Origin of the sequence: Micromonospora cremea (assembly GCF_900143515.1) — a bacterium.
In the GTDB taxonomy this organism is placed as follows: domain Bacteria; phylum Actinomycetota; class Actinomycetes; order Mycobacteriales; family Micromonosporaceae; genus Micromonospora; species Micromonospora cremea.
The window spans coordinates 455,201-478,597 of sequence record NZ_FSQT01000002.1 but is presented as its reverse complement, the minus strand read 5'-3'; the positions used below and the strand labels follow the sequence as shown (position 1 = coordinate 478,597).

General features: G+C 73.7%; 22 protein-coding genes and 3 pseudogenes. 18 read left to right on the top strand and 7 right to left on the bottom strand.

Annotated features, from left to right (window positions below; translation table 11 throughout):
- Positions 1-6 precede the first annotated feature (6 nt).
- Positions 7-954, top strand: coding sequence for a redoxin domain-containing protein (locus tag BUS84_RS15485; RefSeq protein ID WP_244298587.1), 948 nt, complete (start codon positions 7-9; stop codon positions 952-954).
- A 67-nt stretch (positions 955-1,021) separates the two neighbouring features.
- Positions 1,022-1,594 (top strand): GNAT family N-acetyltransferase, encoded by a 573-nt coding sequence (locus BUS84_RS15480; protein WP_074313295.1) that lies wholly within the window; start codon positions 1,022-1,024, stop codon positions 1,592-1,594.
- A 16-nt stretch (positions 1,595-1,610) separates the two neighbouring features.
- Here the strand turns inward: BUS84_RS15480 and BUS84_RS15475 are convergent, their stop codons facing one another.
- The gene (locus tag BUS84_RS15475) at positions 1,611-2,201 is read right to left on the bottom strand and encodes a GrpB family protein (protein ID WP_074313293.1); all 591 of its coding nucleotides are present in this window, start codon (positions 2,199-2,201) and stop codon (positions 1,611-1,613) included.
- 181 nt (positions 2,202-2,382) lie between these two features.
- On the opposite strand from BUS84_RS15475, the gene BUS84_RS15470 reads away from it, so the two are divergent.
- The 3 genes from BUS84_RS15470 to BUS84_RS15460 are packed head-to-tail and all read left to right on the top strand — an operon-like array spanning position 2,383 to position 4,594.
- Positions 2,383-3,255 carry an AraC family transcriptional regulator gene (locus BUS84_RS15470; protein ID WP_074313291.1) on the top strand — a complete coding sequence of 291 codons (873 nt, stop codon included), beginning with the start codon at positions 2,383-2,385 and terminating at the stop codon, positions 3,253-3,255.
- Between the two features lie 20 nt (positions 3,256-3,275).
- A complete protein-coding gene (locus tag BUS84_RS15465) occupies positions 3,276-3,608 on the top strand; it encodes a PadR family transcriptional regulator (protein ID WP_074313289.1) in 333 nt (110 codons plus the stop codon).
- Complete coding sequence (locus BUS84_RS15460) at positions 3,602-4,594, top strand: hypothetical protein (protein ID WP_244298586.1); 993 nt, start codon at positions 3,602-3,604, stop codon at positions 4,592-4,594. The genes BUS84_RS15465 and BUS84_RS15460 overlap by 7 nt, the downstream gene beginning before the upstream one ends.
- Positions 4,595-4,604: 10 nt before the next feature.
- On the opposite strand, the gene BUS84_RS15455 is transcribed toward BUS84_RS15460, so the two are convergent.
- On the bottom strand, positions 4,605-5,102 hold the full coding sequence (locus BUS84_RS15455; protein WP_074313287.1) for an NUDIX hydrolase: 498 nt from the start codon (positions 5,100-5,102) through the stop codon (positions 4,605-4,607).
- Positions 5,103-5,327: 225 nt separating this feature from the next.
- Between BUS84_RS15455 and BUS84_RS15450 the strand changes: the two genes are divergently transcribed.
- The 5 genes from BUS84_RS15450 (at position 5,328) to BUS84_RS39935 (ending at position 9,113) form a co-directional block, all read left to right on the top strand.
- Positions 5,328-5,531 (top strand): hypothetical protein, encoded by a 204-nt coding sequence (locus tag BUS84_RS15450; RefSeq protein ID WP_074318822.1) that lies wholly within the window; start codon positions 5,328-5,330, stop codon positions 5,529-5,531.
- 82 nt (positions 5,532-5,613) lie between these two features.
- Complete coding sequence (locus BUS84_RS15445) at positions 5,614-6,435, top strand: hypothetical protein (protein WP_074313285.1); 822 nt, start codon at positions 5,614-5,616, stop codon at positions 6,433-6,435.
- A 99-nt stretch (positions 6,436-6,534) separates the two neighbouring features.
- Positions 6,535-7,965, top strand: coding sequence for an RNB domain-containing ribonuclease (locus BUS84_RS15440; protein WP_074313283.1), 1,431 nt, complete (start codon positions 6,535-6,537; stop codon positions 7,963-7,965).
- 117 nt (positions 7,966-8,082) lie between these two features.
- The gene (gene npdG / locus BUS84_RS15435; protein ID WP_074318821.1) at positions 8,083-8,781 is read left to right on the top strand and encodes an NADPH-dependent F420 reductase; all 699 of its coding nucleotides are present in this window, start codon (positions 8,083-8,085) and stop codon (positions 8,779-8,781) included.
- A gap of 59 nt (positions 8,782-8,840) precedes the next feature.
- Positions 8,841-9,113 (top strand): hypothetical protein, encoded by a 273-nt coding sequence (locus BUS84_RS39935; RefSeq protein ID WP_084757484.1) that lies wholly within the window; start codon positions 8,841-8,843, stop codon positions 9,111-9,113.
- 98 nt (positions 9,114-9,211) lie between these two features.
- Here BUS84_RS39935 and BUS84_RS15425 read toward each other — a convergent pair.
- From BUS84_RS15425 to BUS84_RS15415, 3 genes and pseudogenes are all read right to left on the bottom strand, one after another.
- Positions 9,212-10,461: pseudogene (locus BUS84_RS15425) on the bottom strand (HNH endonuclease signature motif containing protein).
- Positions 10,462-10,641: 180 nt separating this feature from the next.
- On the bottom strand, positions 10,642-11,487 hold the full coding sequence (panB, locus tag BUS84_RS15420) for a 3-methyl-2-oxobutanoate hydroxymethyltransferase (RefSeq protein WP_074313279.1): 846 nt from the start codon (positions 11,485-11,487) through the stop codon (positions 10,642-10,644).
- 157 nt (positions 11,488-11,644) lie between these two features.
- Positions 11,645-13,402, bottom strand: coding sequence for an NAD+ synthase (locus BUS84_RS15415; protein ID WP_074313277.1), 1,758 nt, complete (start codon positions 13,400-13,402; stop codon positions 11,645-11,647).
- Positions 13,403-13,684: 282 nt separating this feature from the next.
- On the opposite strand from BUS84_RS15415, the gene glnA reads away from it, so the two are divergent.
- The 5 genes and pseudogenes from glnA (at position 13,685) to BUS84_RS15395 (ending at position 16,817) form a co-directional block, all read left to right on the top strand.
- Positions 13,685-15,034: a type I glutamate--ammonia ligase gene (gene glnA / locus BUS84_RS15410; RefSeq protein WP_074313275.1), complete on the top strand. Its 1,350-nt coding sequence runs from the start codon at positions 13,685-13,687 to the stop codon at positions 15,032-15,034.
- An 87-nt stretch (positions 15,035-15,121) separates the two neighbouring features.
- The gene (locus BUS84_RS15405) at positions 15,122-15,547 is read left to right on the top strand and encodes a DUF350 domain-containing protein (RefSeq protein ID WP_074313273.1); all 426 of its coding nucleotides are present in this window, start codon (positions 15,122-15,124) and stop codon (positions 15,545-15,547) included.
- Positions 15,548-15,598: 51 nt separating this feature from the next.
- Positions 15,599-15,772 (top strand): annotated as a pseudogene (locus BUS84_RS40915) (helix-turn-helix transcriptional regulator); the annotation flags it as partial.
- Between the two features lie 269 nt (positions 15,773-16,041).
- Positions 16,042-16,131 (top strand): annotated as a pseudogene (locus tag BUS84_RS39925) (transcriptional regulator); the annotation flags it as partial.
- Positions 16,132-16,436: 305 nt separating this feature from the next.
- The gene (locus BUS84_RS15395; RefSeq protein ID WP_074313271.1) at positions 16,437-16,817 is read left to right on the top strand and encodes a VOC family protein; all 381 of its coding nucleotides are present in this window, start codon (positions 16,437-16,439) and stop codon (positions 16,815-16,817) included.
- 48 nt (positions 16,818-16,865) lie between these two features.
- On the opposite strand, the gene BUS84_RS15390 is transcribed toward BUS84_RS15395, so the two are convergent.
- Positions 16,866-17,342, bottom strand: a complete 477-nt coding sequence (locus tag BUS84_RS15390) for a hypothetical protein (RefSeq protein ID WP_074313269.1) — start codon at positions 17,340-17,342, stop codon at positions 16,866-16,868.
- 234 nt (positions 17,343-17,576) lie between these two features.
- On the opposite strand from BUS84_RS15390, the gene BUS84_RS15385 reads away from it, so the two are divergent.
- The gene (locus BUS84_RS15385) at positions 17,577-18,461 is read left to right on the top strand and encodes a Vgb family protein (protein WP_074313267.1); all 885 of its coding nucleotides are present in this window, start codon (positions 17,577-17,579) and stop codon (positions 18,459-18,461) included.
- A gap of 38 nt (positions 18,462-18,499) precedes the next feature.
- Here BUS84_RS15385 and BUS84_RS15380 read toward each other — a convergent pair whose 3' ends face one another.
- Positions 18,500-19,435, bottom strand: coding sequence for a S66 peptidase family protein (locus tag BUS84_RS15380; protein WP_074313265.1), 936 nt, complete (start codon positions 19,433-19,435; stop codon positions 18,500-18,502).
- 122 nt (positions 19,436-19,557) lie between these two features.
- On the opposite strand from BUS84_RS15380, the gene BUS84_RS15375 reads away from it, so the two are divergent.
- Positions 19,558-20,325, top strand: coding sequence for a type 1 glutamine amidotransferase (locus tag BUS84_RS15375; protein ID WP_074313263.1), 768 nt, complete (start codon positions 19,558-19,560; stop codon positions 20,323-20,325).
- Complete coding sequence (locus BUS84_RS15370) at positions 20,325-23,363, top strand: bifunctional [glutamine synthetase] adenylyltransferase/[glutamine synthetase]-adenylyl-L-tyrosine phosphorylase (RefSeq protein WP_074313261.1); 3,039 nt, start codon at positions 20,325-20,327, stop codon at positions 23,361-23,363. Before BUS84_RS15375 ends, BUS84_RS15370 begins: the two co-directional genes overlap by 1 nt.
- The last annotated feature ends 34 nt before the right edge of the window (positions 23,364-23,397 follow it).

The following is a 23,397-nucleotide window of genomic DNA, read 5'->3' as shown; positions in this document are numbered from 1 at the left end:
ATGACCGTGTCCGGCCGTCCGCACCTGCCCTCGTTCGGCGGGGCGACCGAGTGGCTCAACTCCGAGCCGCTCAGCCCCGCCGAGCTGAGCGGCCGCGTCGTCCTCGTGAACTTCTGGACACTGACCTGCATCAACTGGCTGCGCCAGGAGCCGTACGTCCGTGCGTGGTCGCAGGCCTACCGCGACGACGGGTTGGTCGTCATCGGAGTCCACACGCCGGAGTTCTCGTTCGAGCACGAGATCGGCTGGGTGCGACCGGCGGTCACGGTGCGCGGGATCGACTACCCGGTCGCGGTCGACAACGACTACGGGGTCTGGAGCGCCTTCGACAACCACTACTGGCCGGCGCTCTACTTCGTCGACACGGACGGCGTCATCCGCGACAACCACTTCGGTGAGGGACGCTACGAGCAGTCCGAGCGCGTCATCCAGCAGCTGCTCGGCGTCGAGCGCGACCTCGTTCCCGTCGACGGGCGCGGGGTGGAGGCGGAGGCCGACTGGGCCCACCTGCGTACGCCCGAGACGTACCTCGGTTTCCAGCGCGGCGAACACTTCGCGTCGCCGAACGGCGCCGTGCTCGACGAACGCCGCGCCTACGAGGTCCCCGAGAGCCTGGCCCTCAACCAGTGGGCCCTCGCGGGGGAGTGGTCGATCGGCCCTGAGAAGGCCCTGCTCGGCCAGGCCGGCGGGAGCGTCGCCTTCCGGTTCCACGCACGCGACGCGCATCTCGTGCTGTCTCCCGGAGCGCGCGAGGCGATCCCGTTCCGTGTGCTCGTCGACGGCGAACCTCCGGGTCCGTCACACGGCGTCGACGTCGACGAGAACGGCAACGGCCTGCTCCGGGAAGGCCGCCTCTACCAACTCGTACGCCAGCACGACGCGGTCCGCGAACGGACCCTGGAGATCACGTTCGGCGAGCCCGGCGCCGAGGCGTACGCCTTCACGTTCGGGTAGCACCGGCCACCAGCCGCCAGCGACCAGCCACCTCCGCACCTGGCGACCCGCGATAGCATCGGCTGCTGTGACGGCACCCGAGATCACCATCGCCACCCCGGCGGACCGTGGCGCGGTGATCGGCTCGCTGGTCGCCGCGTTCACCAAGGACCCCGTTCTGCGGTACCTGTTTCCTGACGAGGCGACCTATCCGCGGTACGCCGCCGCCTTCTTCGGACACCTCTTCGACAAGCGGGTGAACAAGGAGACGATCTGGACGGTCGGGCACGGCGCCTCGGTCGCCATCTGGGAACCCCCGGTAACCCAACCCGAATCGCACGAAGACACGCTTGCCGCGCAGTTCCCCGCCGACGTCCTGGCCCGCGTCCACGCCTACGACGAGGCGGTGCACGCCGCGCTGCCGGAGTCTCCGTTCTGGTACCTCGGCGTCCTGGGCACCCACCCCGACAGCGCCGGTCGTCGTTGGGGCCGCGCTGTCATGAACGCCGGACTGCGCCGCGCCGCCGTGGACGGCCTGCCGGCGGTCCTGGAGACCAGCAATCCCGGCAACGTCGAGCTGTACCGCCGCGCCGGCTGGGAGGTGGTCCGTTCCGTGCCGGACCCCCTGCCCACCTGGATCATGCAACAGTCGGTCCCCTGACCCCGGCGATTCCGCGTCACGAGGCGAAGATGCGCGCGTAGATCTCGTCTATGACGTCGTTCTTCGCCAGGCTGTAGTCGCCGGGCCGCTGCGCGGTGTCCCGCGCGAGGCGGCGCTTGGTCGTGGCGTACCGCTCCCGGTCGTCCGGATGCGACCGCAGCCAGTCGCGGAAGAGCCGGTGCCGGACGGGTTCGGGCGCACCCTGCGGCCAGACGTGCAGGTTGACGTCCTCCGCGGGGCTGACGAGCATCCGGTGCCCGTGCCACCACGGCTCCCGGAGGACGAGTCGGTACCCGAGCCGCTCCAGGGCGGGCAGGTAACGGGACTCGTCGGTCGTGTCCTCGATGACGAGGTCGATGTCGACGACGGGCTTGGCCGCCAGCCCCGGCACCGACGTGGACCCGACGTGTTCCACACCGATGACCAGGCCACCCAGCGCCCCGGTCAGCACCGAGCGGGCAGCAACGAAACGACTCGCCCAGGCCGGGTCGTAGTCCTCGATGACGACCGACTGCCACGTCCGTGGTGGATCCCCGACCAGGCCGGCGCCCACCTGCTCGGGGCTGGCGTGGAAGCGGTGCACGACGTCCTGCGGATACTCGGCCACGTCAACCTCCGAAAGAATCAAAGTCCGCCAGGGTACGACACCGGAGATCGCTGCGGCTGCGGCTTGGGCTGCGGCCGGCGAGCCGGGGGTCGGCGCCACCCGACCATTGCGGGCATCAGATGTCGGGTGCCGCATCCACCCCGCCGCCTAGCGTCGGTGCTCGAAAGGGAAGGAGGCCCGGGTGCTGGAGCGGCTCAACGAGGCCATGGCGTACATCGAGCGGCACCTCGACCAGCGGATCGAGGTGGCCGAACTGGCGCGGATCGCGGTGACGTCGGAGTACCACTTCCGGCGGCTGTTCTCCGCGCTGGCCGGCATCCCGTTGTCGGAGTACATCCGTCGGCGTCGGCTCACCGTCGCCGGCGCGGACGTGCTGGCGGGGGAGCGGACGTTGCTCGACATCGCGGTGCGCTACGGCTACAGCTCGGCCGAGGCGTTCGCCCGTGCGTTCCAGGCCGTGCACGGCGTGGCGCCCGGCGAGGCCCGACGTACGGGGGCGGCGCTGCGCGCCCAGCCCCGGATGTCCTTCCGTCTCACCGTCGAAGGGAGCGGCAGCATGGAGTACCGAATCGTCAGCAAGGACGCGTTCGCGCTGGTGGGGCGCAAGGCTCGGGTCCCGCTGGTGCACGAGGGGATGAACCCGGCGATCGTCGCGTTCATCAAGGGCATCGACCGGGAGACGGTCGGGCGGATCGAGGCGCTCTCCGATCAGGAGCCGGCCGGCATCGTCAACGTCAGCGACAACCTCGCCGGCAGTCGGGCGGAGGGCACCGAGCTGGACTACTGGCACGGGGTGGTGACCAGCTCCGCGCCGCCGGACGACCTGGACGCGCTGCCGGTGCAGGCCGGGACGTGGGCGGTCTTCACCACCTCCGGCGCGTTCCCGCAGGCGGTGCAGTACCTGTGGCGGGACGTCTTCACCCAGTGGTTCCCGTCCAACCCGTACCGCAGCCGGCCCGGCCCGGAGATCTCCCGGGTGCGGGTGTCACCGGACGGCAGCCAGGCGGACGCGGAACTGTGGATCCCGGTCGAACGGATCCCCACCCCTATGTAGATATCCGATACAGTGGCCGGATGCGGATCACCATTCCGGTCGCGAAGGTGCTGGCGGCACTGCTCGCGGAGCCGGGCGTGGAGCGGTACGGGCTGGACCTGATGCGGATGACGGGCCTGCCGAGCGGCACCCTCTACCCCGTGCTGCACCGGCTGCGGGCGGCCGGCTGGCTGGCCGCCGACTGGGAGGCGATCGACCCCGTCGCGGCCGGGCGGCCGGCCCGCCGCTACTACCGGCTCACGGCCGTTGGGGTGGCGCAGGCCCGTCGGGCGCTCGCCGACCTGCGCGCCGCGATCCCCGACGGTCGTCCGTCCTGGGGCGGCGCCGAGCCCACCGGAGCGCCAGCGTGGTGACCCGCCGGGCCGCCGAGTTGCTGCTGGAGATGGCCGCGCGCCGCTGGCCGGCCGACGTCCGTGACGACCTGCGCCGCGAATGGGCCGCCGAGTTGCACGTGCTCGCCGAGAGCGGCCGCCGGACGAAGATGGTCGGCTTCGCGGTGAGCCTCGCCGTCAGCCGGGCCGGCGCCCCGCTCGTCGACCGCACGATGATGCACGGTCGGGCCCGCCGCACCGCGGCCGCGTTGCTGCTGTCCCCGCTCGCCTGCGTCGGGATCGTGGTCGTCAGTGCGTACGCCTTGTACCCGATCCAGGTCTGGCTGACAGGAGTGAGCTGGTCGGACCGGGCGCAGAAGCCGATCTGGACGGCGCTCACCGTCGGGTTGGCGGTGCTGCTGGCGGTGTTCGCCGCGCGCTGGGCCCGGCACACCGCACTCGACGGCCCGCTGCGCATCGCGCTCGGCGTGGTGCTCCCCATCGGCGCGACCGCGGTCGTGTTCGTGTCTGCCATCTCCCCGGACGGCATGGCCACCCTCGTGCCCGGGCTGTTGCTCTGGTTGGCCGGCCTGACGCTGGCCCTCTGGGCGGCGGCGAGCCTCGCCGCCCGGAATCGCCTCCGCGCAGCCTGGTGGGTGGGCGTCCTCGGCGCACTCGCCGCCGCCGACCTCGCGGTGGTCCGCGCCGTTCTCGACGCCATCTCGGCGGGCAGTCGCGCTGGCCCGGTCAGCGGTGCGACGCCATTGGACAGCGCCGCCGACTGGATCTCCGCGCCGCTGTGGCTCTTCGCCGCCTGGACGGACTGGAACATCGGCCTACCCCGGCCCACCATCCCATGGGAGATCTTCCACATCATCACCAACCACGTGCTGGCGGAACCCATGCTCTACCTGGCGTGCATGCCCTACGCGCTCACGTACGCCATCCGGGCGGCCCGGTCGGCGCCCGCCGCGCCGGTCGCCCTCGCGTCAACTCCAACTCCGACCCCGACCCCGTCGTCGGTCTGATCCGCGCAGCTCAGCTGGGTACGTCGTCCCACGTCGTTCCCGGCTCCAGGTACCCGGCCAACTGGTTCTCGCGCAGCGCGTAGGCGATGACCAGCAGAGCGTGCTTGTCCAACTCGGGTAGCCGATCCAACGGGAACCACCGCACGGCCAGCGACTCGTCGTCGTTGACCCGGGCGGTGCCGGCCACCAGTCGGCACAGGAAACCCAGGTTGAGGTACTCGCAGTGGTCCCCGTTGGGATACGTGTGCGGGTGCGAGACGACGCTGGACAGCCGCACCGGCGCGACGTCCAGACCCGTCTCCTCCCGCACCTCGCGGACCAGCGCGGTGGCCGGCTGCTCGCCCGGCTCGACGAACCCGCTGACCACCGACCAGCGCCCGTCGTCGGCGCGCTGACCGAGCAGCAGCTCACCCGCGTCGTTGCGGACCACCGCGCTGACGCTGGGCAACCACAGCAGCTCGTGACCGACGTGCTTGCGCATCCGCAGGATGTAGTCCGGTACCGCCATCGGGCGATCATAGGCCGGGACCGTCCGGCCACCGCCGGCCCGCGACGCCGCGTCGGCGTCAGCGAAACCATCTGGCGGTACGGCGGAAACCCTCGTCCTACCCGCCTCACCTGCACTTCTTTCGGCGTTCAGGCCCGCGGCGCGGAACGCGGATCTACTGTGGAGAAGGTCGGCGACTTGTGCGATCCGGTGGCGGCCGGCTGGATCGCGGTGCACAGTGATCCCATGAGCGACAGCGGACGTGGTGGGCAGTTCTACTGGTGCACCCGACACCACCGGGTCGAGACGGACGCCGACGTGTGCCCGGCGAGGCATGTCCTCGGCCCGTACGACTCGGCGGCCGACGCGGAGAACGCCCTGCAACGGGTGCAGGAGCGGAACGAGGCGTGGGACGCCGAGGACGCCCGTTGGGCCGGGGAGGACAGGTAGACGGCGCGGGACGGCCCACGCCGAGGTATTTCGTGCTCCGCGAGGACGCACGCGAGAGCACGTCCCCAAGGAGGGAACCACGATGGCCGAAGCACAGCAGGCCACCACCCGCCCGGCCGCCCGGCGTACCACCGCGAAAAAGACCGCCGCGGCGGAGCGGAACACGGCAGCGAGCCGGACCACCCCCGTGCGCAAGTCCACCACGACGGCGGCGAAGGCGCCGGCTCGTAAGGCTGCCGGCGGGGCGGGGCGTGCCCCGGCCAAGAAGACCACCACGGCGGCCAAGGCCCCGGCGAAGAAGGCCGCCACCAAGACCTCCACCGCGGCCAAGAAGGCGCCGGCGAAGGCCTCGGCCGCCACCCGCAAGACGACCACCGCCGCGAAGCGGGCCCCGGCGTCGGCGGCGAAGAAGACCACCACCGCCGCGAAGAAGACCACGGCCAGCACGGCGAGGAAGACCGCGGGCACGGCGAAGAAGACGACCAGCGCCGCGAAGAAGACCACCGGCGCCGCGAAGAAGACCACCACGTCGGCGGCCAGGAAGACCACCGCCGCGGCGAAGGCGCCGGCGCGCAAGGCCGCGACCAAGGCGTCCACCGCGAAGAAGACGGCCGCCAAGAAGGCCCCGGCGAAGAAGACGGCGGCGAAGAAGACCGCGTCCACCGGCCCGAGCTTCGGCGCCCGCAAGGCCCCGGCGAAGAAGGCGCCGGCCGCGAAGTCGACCGCCACTTCGTCGACCACCACCCGCAAGGCGGTGGCGAAGAAGGCCCCAGTGAAGAAGACCGTGGCGGCCAAGGCTCCGGCCCGCAAGGTGACCGCCCGCAAGTCACCGGCACGTCCGGTCGCCGCCCGGGCCACCGCCCCGCGCGGCACCCGGACCACCGCCCGGAAGGCGACCGGCTGATCATCGGTCCCCCCCAACTCGGCACTTCCCGGCGCGCCAATCGGGAATCTCGGCCGGTCACCGGAAGCGGATCACCGGCAGCGCTGTCAGGATTGACCCGTGGTCATCCGACGCGTACTCGCGCCCCGCATCGACTTCGGCGCGCTGCGCCGCGAACTCAGCCTGCCCGAGGGCTTTCCGGCCGCCGCCCAGAAGGAGGCCGACGAGGCGGCCGCCGCGCCGCCGCGGCCGCCCGTCGATCGCACCGACGTGCCGTTCGTGACCGTCGACCCGGCCACCTCCCGGGACCTGGACCAGGCGATGCACCTCGCCCGTCGCCCGGGTGGCGGCTACCGGGTGCGGTACGCCATCGCGGACGTCGCCGCGCACGTCGACCCGGGTGGCGCGCTGGAGGCCGAGACCTGGCGGCGGGGGCAGACCATCTACCTGCCCGACGGGCACGTGCCGCTGCACCCACTGACGCTCAGCGAAGGCGCCGCCAGCCTGCTGCCCGACGACGACCGGGCCGCCGTGGTCTGGACCATCGACCTGGACGCCGACGGCGGCACGGTGGCCGTCGAGCTGGAACGCGCCCTGGTCCGCAGTCGGGCCAAGCTCGACTACACCGGGGTGCAGGCGGCGGCGGATGCCGGGCGGCTGCCCGAGCCGATCGCGCTGCTGCCCGAGATCGGTGACCGGCTGACCGCCCGGGGCCTGCATCGAGGCGCCATCAACCTGCCGCTGCCCGAGCAGGACGTGGAGCCCGACGGCGACGGCTGGCGCCTGGTGCTGCGCGGCCCGGTTCCCATGGAGGAGCACAACGCGCAGATCTCGCTGCTGACCGGGATGGCTGCCGCCGACATCATGCTCGCCGGCCGGATCGGCCTGCTGCGCACCATGCCGGCACCGAAGCCGGAGGCGGTGCAGCGGTTGCGGGCCGCCGCCGCGCCGCTGGGCGTCCACTGGCCGGACGACGCGGGCCCGGGCGAGGTGATCGCCGGGCTGGACGCCGCCCAGCCGCGAGCCGCCGCGTTCATCGACCAGGCGGCCGAGCTGATGCGCGGCGCGGCGTACACCGCGTTCGACGGGACGGTGCCCGAGCAGCCGGAGCACGGCGGTGTGGCCGCCGCGTACGCCCACGTCACGGCGCCGTTGCGGCGCCTGGCCGACCGGTACGCCACCGAGGTCTGCCTGGCCCTGCACGCGGGCCGGCCGGTGCCCGACTGGGTGCGCGCCGCGCTGCCCCGACTGCCCGAGGTGATGGCCACGACCGACCGGACCGCCTCGGCGGCCAGCCGGGGCGCCGTCGAGCTGGCCGAGGCGGTGCTGCTGGCACACCGGGTGGGCGAGACCTTCGACGCGGCGGTGCTGGACGTGGACGCCCCACCGAACGGCCGCTCCCGGCCCCGACCGCCCGGCGGAACGGTGGCCCTGGACGCCCCGCCGGTACGCGCCCGCTGCCTCGGCGAACTCCCACTCGGCGAACGGGTCCGGGTCCGGCTGGTCACCGCCGACCCGGCGGCCCGCACGGTCCTGTTCGAGCTGGCCTGACCCGGCCGCCCGTGCGGCCTGTTCGAGCCGTCTCGACCCGGCTCGACCCGGCGGCAGCGGGGATTGTCACAGCGACTGGCGCTGCTGCCGGACCGGGCGGTTTGCGAGGATGAGCCCATGGCATACGACGCGAGCACGCTGCCCGACGTGTCTGGGCTGACGGTCGGCATCATCGGTGGCACCGGCGACCAGGGGCGCGGCCTCGCCTACCGGTTCGCCCGGGCCGGGCAGACGGTGCTGATCGGCTCCCGGTCCGCGGAGCGCGCCGCCGAATCCGCCGCCGAGATCGCCGCCCTGCCCCGGATGCCGGCCGACGCCAGCATCACCGGTGCCGCCAACGACGAGGTGGCCCGCCGCAGCGACGTGGTCATCATCGCGGTGCCGTGGGACGGGCACGCCGCGACCGTCGCCGCCCTCGCCGAACCGCTCGCCGGCACGATCGTCGTCGACTGCGTCAACCCGCTCGGCTTCGACAAGCAGGGCCCGTACGCGCTGACCGTCCCCGAGGGCAGCGCCGTGCAGCAGGCCGCCGCGTTGCTGCCCGACTCCCGCGTCTGCGCGGCGTTCAACCACGTCAGCGCTCCGCTGCTGGCCAACCCCGAAGTCGACCGGATCGACCTGGACGTGCTGATCTGCACCGAGGACCGCGAGTTGGTCGACGTGGTCGGCGCACTCGCCGCCCGGATCCCCGGGATGCGCGGCATCTACGCCGGCCGGCTGCGCAACGCCCACCAGATCGAGGCGTTCACCGCCAACCTGATCGCCATCAACAAGCGGTACAAGGCCCACGCCGGCATCCGCGTCACCGACCTCTGAGCGCGCAGCCACAAGCGAGCCCGTTTGCCGCGGCCGCGTACCGGTGAACCTGTTTGCCGATGACCGCGCGCGCCGGTGTGGCCGCGCGCGCCGGTGTGGCCGCGCGCGCCGGTGTGGCCGCGCGCGCCGGTGTGGCCGCGCGCGCCGGTGTGGCCGCGCGCGCCGGTGTGGCCGCGCGCGCCGGTGTGGCCGCGCGCGCCGGTGTGGCCGTGCGCGCCGGTGTGGCCGTGCATGCCGGTGTGGCCGTGCCGGTGTGGCGGCGCAGGCCGGTGAAGCCGCCCTTGGCCTGCGCGCCCTGCCAGGCACCCACCGTTGGGTCCGTTTGTCGGTGAGCTCGGCGGCCCTGAGTTGTCTCGACGGCGACGGCTGGCGTCCGATGGGCGGTGCCTGACTCGTCGACCTGCCGCGTGTCGTAGCTCAGGAGTCGTCCTCACGTGCGCCGGTGGTACTGGTTGCGGCGGGGGAGCCGGTCGGGATCGAGCCAGGCCGGCGGAACGAATTCCGGGTGGGCGTCGCCGCCGAGCCGGACGGCCCCAGTCGCCGCGGTGGATGTGGCGGTGGTGGTGTGCGCAGAGCAGTACCGCGTTGGCCAGGCTGGTGTCGCCGCCGTCCGCCTAGTGCCGGATGTGGTGGGCGTCGCACCAGCGCGGCGGGCGGTCGCAGCCCGGGAAGGCGCAGCCGCGGTCCCTCAGGACCAGGTCGCGCCGCAGCGGCCCGCTGACGAGGCGGCGTTGCCGGCCCACGTCGAGTAGCTGACCGGCGCCACCGAGGACGGCGGGCAGGATGCTCGCGTCGCAGGCGAGTCGGCGCACCGTCTGCGGGGTGAGCCGGAGGCCGGTGTCCAGGGTGCCGGCGTCGAGCTGCCGGGCCAGATTGTCGAAGCTGGTGGTGACGACGATCTGGGCGGGCTCGCCGCCGTGTTCGGGTAGGTCACCGGCGCGCAGGGTGAGCCGAGAGGTCGGCGAGCGCGTCGTGGCGGCGTTGCCCGGGGGTACGCGTGTCGTCCGGACCCGACGGTGCGGTCAACGGGTCGATCGCGGCGCGCAGCAGGCCGGCCGCCTCGGCGTCCAGGCTGCCGGTCAGCCGGAGGCGGCCGTCGTGTAGCTCGGACAGGGTGACATGACGGTCTCGGGCGGACCGGTGGGCCTCGGCTTCCAACGCTGCCCCGGTGGCGGCCTCGGCGACCTCCGAGACCACGTGGTCGAGGATCCGCGCGCCCAGCCGGCGGAGCAGAGCGGGATCGAACTGCCCCGCCCACTCGACGAGCACGCCGACCGCCTTGTCGGCGGCCTCGGCACCGGCGGCGGTCTGCACGGTGCTGACCGTGTCGCCGATGACCCGCGCATGCTCCAGGCTGATGGCCCCATCGGCCAGCGCGCGGCGCGCGCCCGGGGCGACGGCGTCGAGCGTGCCGGCGAGGTCGATCAGTCGCCGGGCGGCAGGGACGGTGAGCCGCAGCCGATCGCGCAGCCAGACCACCATCGACGACGCCCCCTGCGTGCCGGCCGTGCCCCGGCCGTCCAGCTCGCGCACCAGGGCCAGTTTCACGGCCGCCAGGCGCTGCTCGAGCCGGTGCGCGGTGTCGAGCGCCGCGATGAGGTCCTGCTCCGCAAGGGCCCAGGTGGCCACGTCGAGGCACGCCGCCACCGCGTCCTCCGCCTGCGCCAACTCCTCGACCACGACCCCGAGACTAGAACAGGTGTACGACAACCTCAGTCATCATGATCGATTGCCGCTGCCGCTGCCGCTGCCTTCCGCGCTTTCTGCGGTGTCAGGTAGCGGCGGTGGCGCCGGCCGGCGAGCGGAAACGCCCTTCCGACCAGCCCCACGCCGTGGACCCGTTCTGGCCGTGGGCCCGTTCTAGAAGGTGTGCTCGGCGGCCGGGAACCCGCCGCCGCGGACCTCGTCGGCGAATTGGCGGGTGGCGTCGGTGAGGGCACCGGCCAGGTCCGCGTACCGCTTCACGAAGCGTGGTGCCTTGCCGGTACGCAGGCCGGCCATGTCCTGCCAGACCAGCACCTGCGCGTCGGTGGCCGGGCCCGCCCCGATGCCGACCGTGGGGATCGGCAGCTCGTGGGTGACCTGCTTGGCGACCTCACCCGGCACCATCTCCAGTACCACCGCGAACGCGCCCGCCTCGGCCACCGCACGGGCGTCGGCCAGCACCTCGTCGGCCGCGTCGCCCCGGCCCTGCACCCGGTAACCGCCCAGGGTGTGCTCGCTCTGCGGGGTGAAGCCGATGTGCGCCATCACCGGGATGCCCGCGCCGACGATCGCGGCGATCTGCGCTGCGCAGCGGCGGCCACCCTCCAGCTTCACCGCGTGGCAGCCACCCTCCTTCATGAACCGCACCGCGGTGCGCAGCGCCTGAGTCGGGCCCTCCTCGTACGAGCCGAACGGCAGGTCGCCGACGATGAGTGCGTGCCGGGTGGCCCGTACCACGGCCCGCACCAGCGGAAGCAGTTCGTCGGCGGTGACCGGCAGGGTGGTCTCGTAGCCGAACACGTTGTTCGCGGCCGAGTCGCCGACCAACAGCACCGGGACTCCGGCCTGGTCGAAGATCGCCGCCGTGTACTGGTCGTACGAGGTGAGCATCGGCCACCGTTCGCCGCGCTCCTTGGCGGCGATCAGGTCGCGGGTGCGGACTCGTCGCGTGGCCGGCCCGCCGTACAGGGCGATCACCTCGTTCGGAGTGGACTCCACCATCACTGTCTCCTTCCTCGAGGCCGCCTGCGCGGTCCCCGGGTTCCGCAGCGATCGTCGCACCGCGGAAGGGGGTGACGGCAGAGCGCAGTGCGAGATGTCACTCCACCGCGCTGCGGCGCCGGACCGGGGCCACCGGCCCGACGCACACCCGGACGGCTCAGCCGTGCTCGCGCCACCGGTTGGTGATCGGCAGCCGGCGGTCCCGCCCGAACGCCTTCATCGAGATCTTCGCGCCCGGAGCGGACTGCCGTCGCTTGTACTCGGCGGTATCCACCAGGCGCAGCACCTTGTCCACGACCGCCGGATCGTGGCCCGACTCGACCAGCCCGTCCCGACCGAGGTCGCCGTCGACGTAGCCGATCAGGATCGGGTCCAGCACGTCGTAGTCGGGCAGGGTGTCGCTGTCCAGCTGGCCCGGGCTCAGCTCGGCGCTCGGCGGCTTGCCGATCGAGTTCTCCGGGATCGGGGCGGTCTCGCCCCGCCGGACCGCGTCCGCGTTGCGCCACTTCGCCAGCCGCCAGACCAGCGTCTTCCAGACGTCCTTGATGGGGTTGAAGCCGCCCACCGAGTCGCCGTACAGGGTGGAGTAGCCGACCGCCAGCTCGCTCTTGTTGCCTGTGGTCAGCACCAGGTGGCCCTCCTGGTTCGACAGGGCCATCAGGATGACGCCGCGTACCCGGGCCTGGAGGTTCTCCACCGCCACCCCGGACAGCGACAGGTTGGCCAGGAAGCCGTCCACCATCGGCTGGATCGGCTCCACCCGGTAGTCCAGCCCGGTGCGCTTGGCCAGGTCGGCGGCGTCCTCCCGGGAGTGCTCCGAGGAGTGCTGGCTGGGCAGCGAGACCCCGACCACCCGGTCCGGGCCGAGCGCGTCGACGGCGAGCGCGGCCACCACCGCGGAGTCGATGCCGCCGGAAAGGCCGAGCACCACCGACGGGAACCGGTTCTTGTTGACGTAGTCGCGCAGGCCGAGCACCAGCGCCTGCCACACCTCGGCCTCGTCGGCCACCGGCTCGATCAGCCCGCCGATCGCGACCGGGCCGGACGGCGTGGGCGGAATGGCGTCCAGCGTGCTGTGCACCACCCGCATGCCGTCCGCGACGGCCTCCGGGGCCGGCGGCGTGGCGGCGGCCGGCAGCTCGAGATCGTGCACGAGCAGGTGCTCGACGAACTGCGGGGCCCGGGTGAGCAGCTCACCGTCGGCGGCCACGATCATCGAGTCGCCCTCGAAGACCAACTCGTCCTGGCCGCCGATCATGTTGACGTACGCGATGGCGGCGCCGGCCTCGGCGGCCCGGCGGCGGACCAGCGGCAGCCGGATGTCGTCCTTGTTCAGCTCGTACGGCGAGCCGTTGATGTTGACCACCAGGCCGACCCCGGCCTGCCGGGCGGCGGCGAACGGCCCGCCGGCCTGCCACAGGTCCTCGCAGATGGTCAGCGCGACGTCCACCCCGCCGATCCGCACGACGGTCAGCGCGTTACCGGGGATGAAGTAGCGGTCCTCGTCGAAGACGCCGTAGTTGGGCAGGTGGTGCTTGAAGTAGCGGGCGGCCACCTCGCCCCGGTGCAGCAGCGCGGCGGCGTTGCGGGCACCCCGGCCCGGCTCGGCGTCCCCGCTGACCTGCGGCGGCCCGTCGGCGTCCAGGTAGCCGACCACCACCGGCAGCTCGCCGAGGCCGTCCGCGGCGAGGTCGGCGGCGAGCCGCTCCAGGGCGGCCCGGGACGCGGCGACGAAGGACCGCCGGAAGACCAGGTCCTCGACCGGGTAGCCGGTCAGCATCATCTCCGGGAACAGCACCAGCTGGGCGCCGGCGTCGGCGGCCTGGCGTGTCCAGCTGCGGACCAGGTCGGCGTTGCCGGCGAGGTCGCCGACGCTCGGGTTGACCTGGGACAGGGCGAGACGCAGGGTGGGCATGCCCTCATCTTGCCCCAGCCGGTCCGGGCGGACACGGCGCCCGGCGGGAGATGCGGGCCACGCCCGGGCGAGCTGAGCCACCCACCGGCGGCCACGCCCGGGCAGGCTCGGCCACCCGCCGGCGGGCCGGCTCATGTCGGGTCGTCTCCCGGGCGCGGGCACCCCGGCGGGCACGGCAGGACGGCGGCCGGGCGTTGGCGTAACGTCGGCGTAACCAGGCCCGTGGAGACTGGTCGGTCAGACCCGGCCGGTGATGGCAAACAGGTGTTGCGAGGGGTGGCAGTGGACCGTCAGCAGGAGTTCGTCCTCCGTACGCTGGAAGAGCGGGACATCCGGTTCGTCCGGCTGTGGTTCACGGACGTGCTGGGCACGCTCAAGAGCGTGTCGGTGGCGCCCGCCGAGCTGGAGGCGGCCTTCGAGGAGGGCATCGGCTTCGACGGCTCGGCGATCGAGGGCTTCGCCCGGGTCTTCGAATCCGACATGGTCGCCATGCCCGACCCGACCACCTTCCAGGTCTTCCCGTTCGAGGGCGGGGTCAGCGGCGAGAGCGCCCGGATGTTCTGCGACATCCTGCTGCCCGACGGCGGGCCCTCCTGGGCCGATCCGCGGCACGTGCTGCGCCGGGCGCTGTCCAAGGCCGCCGAGAAGGGCTTCACCTTCTACACCCATCCCGAGATCGAGTTCTTCCTGCTGGAGAACGGCCCGCAGGACGGCTCGGTGCCCATCCCGGTGGACACCGGCGGCTACTTCGAGCACACCACCCACGCCGTCGCGCGGGACTTCCGGCGGCAGGGCGTGCTGGCGCTGGAGCGGATCGGCATCTCGGTGGAGTTCAGCCACCACGAGGTCGCCCCCGGCCAGCAGGAGATCGACCTGCGCTACGCCGACGCGCTCACCACCGCCGACAACATCATGACCTTCCGGCACGTGGTGAAGGAGGTGGCGCTCTCCACCGGCGTGCAGGCGAGCTTCATGCCGAAGCCGTTCACCGACCAGCCGGGCAGCGGCATGCACACCCACCTGTCGCTGTTCGAGGGGGAGCGCAACGCGTTCCACGACAGCGGCGACCCGATGAAGCTCTCCAAGGTGGCGAAGTCGTTCATCGCCGGCCTGCTGGTGCACGCCCGCGAGTACACCGCGGTCACCAACCAGTGGGTCAACTCGTACAAGCGGCTCTTCCCGCTGGCGCTGCCGGACCGGATCACCGAGAGCCCGGCGTACGTCTGCTGGGGTCACCTGAACCGGTCCGCGCTCGTCCGGGTGCCCGCGTACGGCAAGCCCAATTCGGCCCGGGTCGAGGTCCGTTCGCCGGACTCGGCGGCCAACCCGTACCTCGCCTTCGCGGTGCTGCTCGGCGCCGGCATGAAGGGCATCGAGGAGGGCTACGAGCTGCCGCCGGGCGCCGAGGACGACGTCTGGTCGCTGACCAGCGCCGAGCGGCGCGCGATGGGGTACGAGGCGCTGCCGGAGAACCTCGCCGAGGCGATCGACGTGATGGCCGAGTCCGAGCTGGTCGCCGAGGTGCTCGGCGAGCACGTCTTCGACTTCTTCCTGCGCAACAAGCGGGCCGAGTGGGAGCAGTACCGCCGCGAGGTCACCCCGTACGAGCGGCAGCGCTACCTGGCGCTGTAGCCACGGGGCTGACGCGGTTGCGCCCTGCCGCTATCGTCTCGATCACCGCGCCGGTACCCCTCCGGGCGGAGACTCGGGAGGCAGTCGGTGCTGGAGGATCTGCTCAGCGGTGCCTGGCAGAGCGTCGTGTTCGGGATCGTCGGCGTGGGGCTGATGGCGGCCGGGTTCGGGCTGGTCGACGTGCTCACTCCCGGCCGCCTGCGGGACCTGATCTGGGTGGACCGCAACGCCAACGCGGGGCTGCTGCTCGCCGCCAACCAGCTGGGCATCGCCGGGATCGTCTTCACCGCGATCCTCACCAGCTACAGCGACTTCGGCAAGGGGCTCGCCTCCACGGTGGTGTTCGGGCTGGTCGGGCTGGCCATCATGGCGCTGGCCTTCGTGGTGCTCGACCTGCTCACCCCCGGCAAGCTCGGTGAGGTCATCTGCTCGCCGGAGCCGCACCCGGCGGCCCGGGTCAGCGCCGCCACCCACTTCGGCGTGGCGCTGATCGTCTGCGCCTGCATCGCCTGAGCCCGCATCGTCTGAGCGCGGTCGTCGTACCCCGGCCGTAGCGTGCCGGGCATGAACCGCACGGACCGCCTCTACGCCCTGGTCGAGGAGCTGCGGGCGATGTCGCCGCGGCCGCGCAGCGCCCGCTGGCTCGCCGCGCGCTTCGAGGTGAGCAGCCGGACCATCGAGCGCGACATCGGCGCCCTCCAGGAGGCTGGCGTGCCGATCTGGGCGGAGCCGGGGCGCACCGGCGGCTATGTGCTGGACCCCTCCCGCACCCTGCCCCCGGTCAACCTCACCGCCGCCGAGGCGGTCGCTATGGCCGTCGCGCTGCACCGGCTCGCCGGCACGCCGTTCGCCGGGCCGGGCGCCACCGCGCTGCGCAAGCTGGTGGCGGTCCTGCCGGCCGCCGACGCGGCCGAGGCGCACCGGCTCGCCGGCCGGGTGCACCTGATCGGCGACGGGCCGGCCACGCCCGTCCGGCCATCGTCGCCGACGCGGTCGCCGCGCGGCGGGTGCTGCGCATCCGGTACGCCGACCGCGGCGGCGCCGATTCGGTACGCGACGTCGAGCCGCTCGGCTATCTCGGCAACGCTCGGCACTGGTACCTGCTCGCCTGGTGCCGGCTGCGCGACGAGCTGCGCTGCTTTCGCACGGACCGGATTCCGGGACGTGCGGGCACTGCCCGAGGTGGTGGCCCGGGAGCTGCGCCCGGCGGATCTCGACATCCCGCACGAGCGGGTCCGACGGCTCAGCCTGGTCTGAGACCGACGGCGCGGGCCGTGTCGGGCACCGCCGGGTGCGAACCCCGTCGGGTGATGCGGAAACACCGACAGGACGCTGTCGCCAACGACTCCGAGACTGCTCCTGACGGCGGCCGAACGGCCGGCACGGAAACTGGAGGCAGCAGATGTCCACGACGCCCATCACCTGGTTCGAGATCGGCACCGATCGACCGGAGGAGGCGGAGCGCTTCTACGGCGAGCTGTTCGGTTGGACCTTCGAGGAGCAGGGCGCCACCAATGGCGGGTCCTACCGCGTCACCGGGGCCGGTGGCGACACCGGAATCGGCGGGGCGATCCGGGCGACCGACGGGACGACCCCGAACTACGCGGTGTTCTACGCCGAGGTCGCCGACGTGGCCCAGACCTGCCAGCGGGCCGAGGCGGCCGGCGGCAAGGTGCTGGTGTCGGCGCGTACCGCTCCGAGCGGCCTCACTCTCGCCCACCTGCTCGACCCGGCCGGCAACCACCTCGGCGTGTTCACGCCCCCGCCCGCCCCCGCCGGCTGACGGTCTGGTCGGTGGCGGCCCCGCCCGGCCGGGCGGGGCCGCCGACGGTCACCTACCGGCCGTACCGCCGGGGCCGCCGTGACCGCCCGGCCCGCGGTGACCCGGGCCGGGGTGGCCGCCCGGGCCGGGGAAGACACCGGCCTCGACGGCCTTGGTGATCGCATCGGCCTGCTCCTGGGTGAGCTTGCCGTCCTTGACCGCCTGGTCCAGCCGCTTCTTGAGCGCGGCCTGCCGGTCCTTGGTGGACGGCCGTTCCGGCCGGTCGGCGCGCTGCTGCTCGCGGACCTTCTCCAGCGCGGCGGTCACCTTGTCGGCGGAGACGCCCAGCTCCTTGGCGAGCGCCTCGGCGAACTCGCCCTGCCGGTCGGCCTTCGATGTGCCCGAGCCGTCGGCGGTGCTGCTGGCGCTCGGCGTCGGCGTGGCGTCCGCGGCGAACGCGATCGTCGGGGCCGCGATCCCCACGCCGAGGACGCCGGCGGTGGCCAGGCCGGCCAGCAGGTGCTTCTTGCGCATGGTGCGGGGCATGCTCTCCTCCAGATGTTCGGTGATGTTGCGATGTCCTCGCCGACAGTGACCAGCCCGGCTGGGTGGAACCCGTGCCGAAGCTGTCCGCCAGCTGGCAATCCGGGGCCACGGAGTCGGACAAACCGGTTGCCTCGGTACGCCCGATGGGTGAGGGTGGGTCCTCGCCGTGCCCCGGGGGGCCGAGCCGCCGGGCCCGGTCTGACCGGGATCCCACCGACGGAAGGCAGCTCCCTCGTGACGTCCACACCGATCCGGGAACTCCCGATCACCGACCCGCAGGCCGGGCCGTACGGCATCACCACCGGCCCCGACGCGGCGCTCTGGCTGACCCTGGTCCACGCCGGCGCGATCGCTCGGATGGACGTGGATGGTTCACTGCGCCGCTGGCCGGCCGGCGATCCGGGCAGCCGGCCGCTGATCGTCACGTCCGGTCCGGACGGCGCGCTCTGGTTCACCCGCTCCGGCGACGACCGGATCGGCCGCATCACCACCGACGGGGAGCAGAGCGAGGTCGCGCTACCGGCCGGCACCGGCCCGTGCGGCATCGCCGCGGGTCCGGACGGCGCCCTCTGGTACGCCGGAATGAACTCCGACACCGTCGGACGGGTGAGCACCGACGGCGTGGTCACCGAGGTGCCGTTGCCGGTTTCCGGAGCGTTCGCCTCGATGGTGGCGGCCGGGCCGGACGACGCGGTCTGGTGCACCCTCAACCAGGGGAACGCCATCGCCCGGGTCGGCATGGACGGCGCCGTACGGGTGCACCCGTTGCCCACCGCGGGCGCCGCGCCGGTCGGTATCACCGCGGGCGTGGACGGGGCGCTCTGGTTCGTGGAGATCGCGGCCGGTCAGGTCGGGCGGATCACCCCCGACGGTCGGATCGAGGAGTACCCGCTGCCGGACCGAATGGCCCGGCCGCACGCCATCGTCGCCGATCCGTCCGGTGGCGCCTGGTTCACCGAGTGGGCCGGAAACCGGATCGGCCACGTCGACCCGACCGGCCGGGTCGACACCTACGAGCTGCCCACCCCGAATTCCGAGCCGCACGGCCTCACCGTCGGGCCCGACGGCAGCATCTACGCGGCCCTGGAGAACGGCCACCTGGCCCGCCTCACCCCCTGACCGGGTCGCCAACCGCCCGGGGGCGGAGGAGAGGGCGGTCAGGCGACGGCGGGTTGGACGCTGAGGGTGGCCGTTTCGGTGTCGAGGGTGGCCCGCGTGCCGACGGGGACGCTGAGCTGGCCGGGGCCGTGACCGATCGGCAGCCCGCCGAGCACCGGCACGCCGAGGCCACCGAGGCGTTCGCCGAGCACGTCGACGATCGTGGTGTCCCAGCCGTCGGCGCAGTCGGTGAACTGACCGACCGCCACCCCGGCCAACCCGTCCAGCGCGCCGGCCCGGCGCAGGTGGGTGAGCATCCGGTCGACCTTGTACGGAGGCTCCTGCACGTCCTCGATCAACAGCACCGCCCCGGTCAGGTCGGGCAGGTCCGGCGTGCCGATCGACGCGGCGATCATGCACAGGTTGCCGCCGAGCAGGGTGCCGGTGGCCCGACCCGGGACGCGGAGCGGATAGGTCTCCTCGCCGGCCACCGCGGTGACCGTCACCGGCTCGGTCGTCATCAGCGCGGCGTGCAGCGACTCGGCCGAGCGCAGCGGGGTGCGTTCATCCCGCCAGGCCGCCCCCGGGCCGTGCACCCCGGCGAGCCGGGCGCCCCGCCAGAGTGCGAACTGCAGTGCCGTGATGTCGGAGAAGCCGGCCACCACCTTCGGGTCGCGGCGCACCGCGGCCATGTCGATGGCGTCCACCACCCGCTGGGCCCCGTAGCCACCGCGGGTGCAGATCACCCCGCGCACCTGCGGGTCGGCGAACGCCGCGTTCAGGTCGGCGGCGCGCAGCTCGTCCGCGCCGGCCAGGTAGCCCTGCCGGGCGTACGCGTTCGGCGCCGGCACCGGCCGCAGGCCCCAGCCGGTGAGCAGCTCCATCCCACGGGCCACCCGCTCCGGCGAGGTCGGCCCGGACGGCGACACCAGCAGCACCGTGTCACCCGGGCGCAGCGCGGGCGGGCGGACGACGGTCGGGTCCTCGCTGATCACAACCGCAGAGCCTAGCGACCCCGCTGTCCGGCAGGGCCGGCGCAGGCTGGCGGCGCGGGGGCGGACGGCGTTGGGCCGTGGCGGGAGGTGGCGCTCCGCGGCGCACCGGCTAGCCTCGACGGGTGGCAACCGCGCTGGTGATCGAGAACGACCCGTCGGACGACCTGCGCCGACTGGGCGAGTGGCTGACCGAGGCCGGGCTGGAGCTGTGGGTGGTCCGCCCGCACGCCGGCGACGAGCTCCCCGCCGACCTGGAGGGGTACGCGGCGCTCGTGGTGCTCGGCGGCGAGCAGCAGGCGTACCCGCTGCCGGACGGCTCACCCGGCGCACCCTGGTTCCCGGCGGTGGAGGGGCTGCTGCGCAAGGCCGTCCGGTACCGGGTGCCCACGCTGGCCGTCTGCCTGGGCGCGCAGCTGCTCGCCACCGCGCACGCCGGGCTGGTCGAGCGGAGCCCGTCCGGGCCGGAGATCGGCCCCGGCGTGGTCGGCCGGCGGGACGCCGCCGAGAACGACCCGCTGTTCCGGTACGTGCCGCTGATCCCGGACGTGCTCCAGTGGCACTCCGACGAGATCACCGAGCTGCCCCGGGGCGCCACCCTGCTGGCCGCCTCCACCCGCTACCCGCACCAGGCGTTCCGGCTCGGTGACCGGGCCTGGGGGCTGCAGTTCCACATCGAGTGCGACACCGCGATGATCGCCGACTGGGCCGCCGACTCGACGCTCCTCGCCGAGCTGGGCTACGACCCGGAGCTGGTGGTCGCGGCCTGCGCCTCGGTGATGGTCGACGTCGAGGAGGTCTGGCAGCCGTTCGCCGCGCGGTTCGCCGCGCTGGCCCTCGGCGAGCTGGACGACAGCACGGTGCGGCGGGGCCTGCCGCTGCTCGGGCACTGATGAGCCGGCCGACCAGGGCGTCGGGCCGGCTCGCCCGGTACGGCTTCGGCACCGCCGAGGGCGACGGCGGGGCGCGCGCCGCCGACCTGCTCGGCCCGGACGGGCTGCGGCTGTGGCGGCCGGCCGAGCAGGAGCCGGTCGACGAGTCGGCCGTGGAGCTGCTTGCCGCGCTGTCCCGGGCCGCCGACCCGGACCTGGCGCTGCGCCAGCTGCACCGCATCGTCGAGGCCGAACGCCGTACGAGCGGTGGCACCCTGGCCGGCGCGACCGAACCCGGGTCGCCGCTGCTCGCGGAGCTGCGCGCCGATCCCGGGTTGCGGCGGCGGCTGATCGCGGTGCTCGGCGCCTCGTCGGCGCTCGGCGACCATCTGGTGGCCCACCCCGAGCACTACGCGGCGCTGCGCACCGCACCGGACGGGCTGGCGCCCACCGCCGAGGGTCGGCTGGAGCCGGTTGGCGACGGCAACCCGGTGGCGGTGCTGCGGTCCGCGTACCGCCTGGCCCTGCTGCGGATCGCGGCGGCCGACCTGACCGGCGGGCGCGGCCTGGAGCAGACCATGGCCGCGCTCTCCGCGCTGGCGGACGCGACGCTGGCCGCGGCGTACGAGACCGCGGTCGGCGAGCTGCCGGCGGGCACCGCGCGGCCCCGGCTGGCCGTGGTGGCGATGGGCAAGTGCGGCGGCGGCGAGCTGAACTACGTCTCCGATGTGGACGTCATCTTCGTGGCGGCCGAGGACGCCGACCTCTCCGCCGCCACGCTGGTGGCGACCCGGCTGATCCACATCTGTGGGCTGGTCGCCTGGCCGGTGGACGCGGCGCTGCGTCCGGAGGGCAACCGGGGGCCGCTGGTCCGCACCCTCGCGAGTCACCTGGCCTACTACCGCCGATGGGCGCGCACCTGGGAGTTCCAGGCGCTGCTCAAGGCCCGCCCGGCCGCCGGTGACCTGCCGCTGGCGCGGGAGTGGATCGACCAGCTCGCGCCGCTGGTGTGGCGGGCGGCGGAACGGCCCGAGGCGGTCGAGGACGTCCGTGCGATGCGGCGCCGGATCATCGACAACATCCCGCCGAAGGAGCTGGAGCGCGAGATCAAGCGCGGCTCCGGCGGGCTGCGCGACATCGAGTTCGCCGTCCAGCTGTTGCAGCTCGTGCACGGTCGCGGCGACGAGACGCTGCGGGTGCCCGGCACCATCCCGGCGCTGCGCGCGCTCGTCGCCGGCGGCTACGTCGGTCGTGCCGACGGCGAGGCGCTGCTGCGCGGCTACCGCTTCCTTCGCGGTATCGAGCACCGGCTCCAGTTGCAGGGTCTGCGTCGCACCCACACCGTGCCCACCGAGCCGGCCGCGCTGCGCTGGCTCGCCGCCGCGCTGGACTACACGGCGACGCCGGGGCGCAGCGCCGTGGAGGCCTTCCGGGCCGAGTGGGTGACCCACGCCGCCGAGGTACGCCGGCTGCACGCCAAGCTGCTGTACCGGCCGCTGCTGGAGTCGGTCGCCCGGGTGCCGGCCGACGGGCTGCGGCTCACCCCGGAGGCGGCCCGGCACCGGCTGGAGATCCTCGGCTTCGCCGACCCGGCCGGGGCGCTGCGCCACCTCCAGGCCCTCACCGGCGGGGTGAGTCGCACCGCGGCCATCCAGCGGACCCTGCTGCCGGTGCTGCTCAGCGAGTTCGCCGACGCTCCGGAGCCGGACCGGGGGCTGCTCAACTACCGGAAGGTCTCCGACAAGCTGGGCAGCACCCCCTGGTATCTGCGGCTGTTGCGTGATGGTGGCCCGGTCGCCCGGCGGCTGGCCCGGGTCCTCGCCCTCTCCCGGTACGTCGCCGACCTGCTTGCCCGGGATCCGGAGGCGCTGCGGCTGCTGGCCGAGGAGAACGAGCTGGCGCCCCGCCCGCCCGAGGTGCTCCGGGAGGGGTTCCTCGCGGCGGCGGCCCGGCACACCGACCCGGTCGAGGCCACCCGGGCGGTGCGCGCGCTGCGCCGCCGGGAGCTGGTCCGGGTGGCCTGCGCCGACGTGCTCTGCCGGGCCGGTTCGCTCGCACCCGCCCCCGCCCGCACCGACGGCGGAAACCGGCAGGCCCCCGCGCTGGCCGACATCACCGCGGTCGGCACGGCGCTCGCCGACGTCACCGACGCCACCCTGGCCGCCGCGCTGCGAGCCGCCCAGGCCAGCCAGCCGGCACCGCCCGGGCTGCGGTTCGCGGTGATCGGCATGGGGCGGCTCGGCGGTTACGAGCCGAACTACCTCTCCGACGCCGACGTGCTCTTCGTCTACGACCCGCCCGCCGGGAGCAGCGAGAGCGCGGCCAGCGCCGCCGCCCACGCGATCGCCGAGGAGCTGCGCCGGCTGCTCGGCGTACCCGCTCCCGACCCGCCGCTCGGCGTCGACGCCGACCTTCGTCCCGAGGGCCGGCAGGGCCCGTTGGTGCGCAGCCTCGCCGCGTACGCCCAGTACTACGCGCGCTGGTCGCGGCTGTGGGAGGCGCAGGCGCTGCTGCGCGCCCGGTTCGTCTGCGGTGACGCCGACCTGGGCGCCGAGTTCGAGGCGCTGATCGACCCGGTGCGCTACCCGGCCGAGGGGCTCACCCGCGAGCAGATCGTCGAGATCCGCCGGATCAAGGCCCGGGTGGAGACCGAGCGGCTGCCCCGGGGCGCCGACCCGGCCACCCACACCAAGCTGGGCCGCGGCGGGCTGGCCGACGTGGAGTGGGCGGTGCAGCTCGTCCAGCTCCGGCACGCCGGCGCGGTCCCGGCGCTGCGCGGCACGCGTACCCTCGACGCGCTCGCGGCCGCCGAGCAGGCCGGCCTGATCGACCCGGCGGACGCCGCGGAGATGGCGGCCGGCTGGTCCCTGGCCGCGCAGGTCCGTAACGCGTTGATGCTGGTCCGTGGTCGGGCCGGTGACCAGTTGCCCCGGCACGGGGTCGAGCTGGCCGGGGTGGTCGCGCTGCTCGGCCGGGACGACCCGGGGGAGTTCCTCGACGAGTACCTGCGCACCGGCCGCCGCTCCCGCGCCGCCGCCCAGCGCGTGCTGGAGACGTAAGGAAGGGCACCTTATTCACGCCTGCGGTAGAGGA

Coding starts and splice junctions, on each gene's coding strand:
- BUS84_RS15465 (WP_074313289.1), top strand. CDS start 3,276: ATGCGGATCACCATTCCGGTCGCGAAGGTGCTGGCGGCACTGCTCGCG.
- npdG (WP_074318821.1), top strand. CDS start 8,083: ATGGCATACGACGCGAGCACGCTGCCCGACGTGTCTGGGCTGACGGTC.
- BUS84_RS15445 (WP_074313285.1), top strand. CDS start 5,614: ATGGCCGAAGCACAGCAGGCCACCACCCGCCCGGCCGCCCGGCGTACC.
- BUS84_RS15390 (WP_074313269.1), bottom strand. CDS start 17,342: ATGCCCCGCACCATGCGCAAGAAGCACCTGCTGGCCGGCCTGGCCACC.
- BUS84_RS15370 (WP_074313261.1), top strand. CDS start 20,325: ATGAGCCGGCCGACCAGGGCGTCGGGCCGGCTCGCCCGGTACGGCTTC.
- BUS84_RS15450 (WP_074318822.1), top strand. CDS start 5,328: ATGAGCGACAGCGGACGTGGTGGGCAGTTCTACTGGTGCACCCGACAC.
- BUS84_RS15395 (WP_074313271.1), top strand. CDS start 16,437: ATGTCCACGACGCCCATCACCTGGTTCGAGATCGGCACCGATCGACCG.
- BUS84_RS15455 (WP_074313287.1), bottom strand. CDS start 5,102: ATGGCGGTACCGGACTACATCCTGCGGATGCGCAAGCACGTCGGTCAC.
- panB (WP_074313279.1), bottom strand. CDS start 11,487: ATGGTGGAGTCCACTCCGAACGAGGTGATCGCCCTGTACGGCGGGCCG.
- BUS84_RS15415 (WP_074313277.1), bottom strand. CDS start 13,402: ATGCCCACCCTGCGTCTCGCCCTGTCCCAGGTCAACCCGAGCGTCGGC.
- BUS84_RS39935 (WP_084757484.1), top strand. CDS start 8,841: ATGACCGCGCGCGCCGGTGTGGCCGCGCGCGCCGGTGTGGCCGCGCGC.